This is a genomic window from Photobacterium chitinilyticum (genome assembly GCF_004104355.1).
GTDB lineage: Bacteria > Pseudomonadota > Gammaproteobacteria > Enterobacterales > Vibrionaceae > Photobacterium > Photobacterium chitinilyticum.
In genome coordinates this window covers 1-401 of sequence record NZ_RJLM01000232.1, presented here as the reverse complement: position 1 = coordinate 401, position 401 = coordinate 1, and the positions used below count along the sequence as shown (strand labels likewise).

The following is a 401-nucleotide window of genomic DNA, read 5'->3' as shown; positions in this document are numbered from 1 at the left end:
CTTCAACTTTACCATTGTTCATGGTCATCATGTAAGCAGTTTTGACTGTGTTGTGGTCTGCATCGAAGCTTGTTTGACCAGTTACACCTTCAAAATCTTTTGTTTTAGCAAGGTTATCCTTGATTTCACCTGAATTTTTAGCACCTTTTGCTGCGTTTGCTACAAGGTGAACTGAATCATAAGCCAAGGCTGCAAATGTTGAAGGCTCTTCATTGTACTTAGCACGGTAAGCGTCAAGGAAGGCTTTAGCTTTAGCTGAAACTTCTACAGTAGTTGAGAAGCCTGAGATAAAGTAGATGTTTGATGCTTTTTCAGCAGTTGCTTGTTGTACAAACTCCTCACCGTTGAATCCATCACCACCAACGATTGGTTTGTCAATTCCCATGCCACGCGCTTGGTTT

General features: G+C 41.4%; 1 protein-coding gene. It reads right to left on the bottom strand.

Features of this window, described 5'->3' with window-relative positions:
• Positions 1 to 385 (bottom strand): ABC transporter substrate-binding protein (locus EDI28_RS26580; protein ID WP_233353536.1); only part of this gene is annotated, 385 nt, incomplete at its 3' end.
• Between the last annotated feature and the right edge of the window lie 16 nt (positions 386 to 401).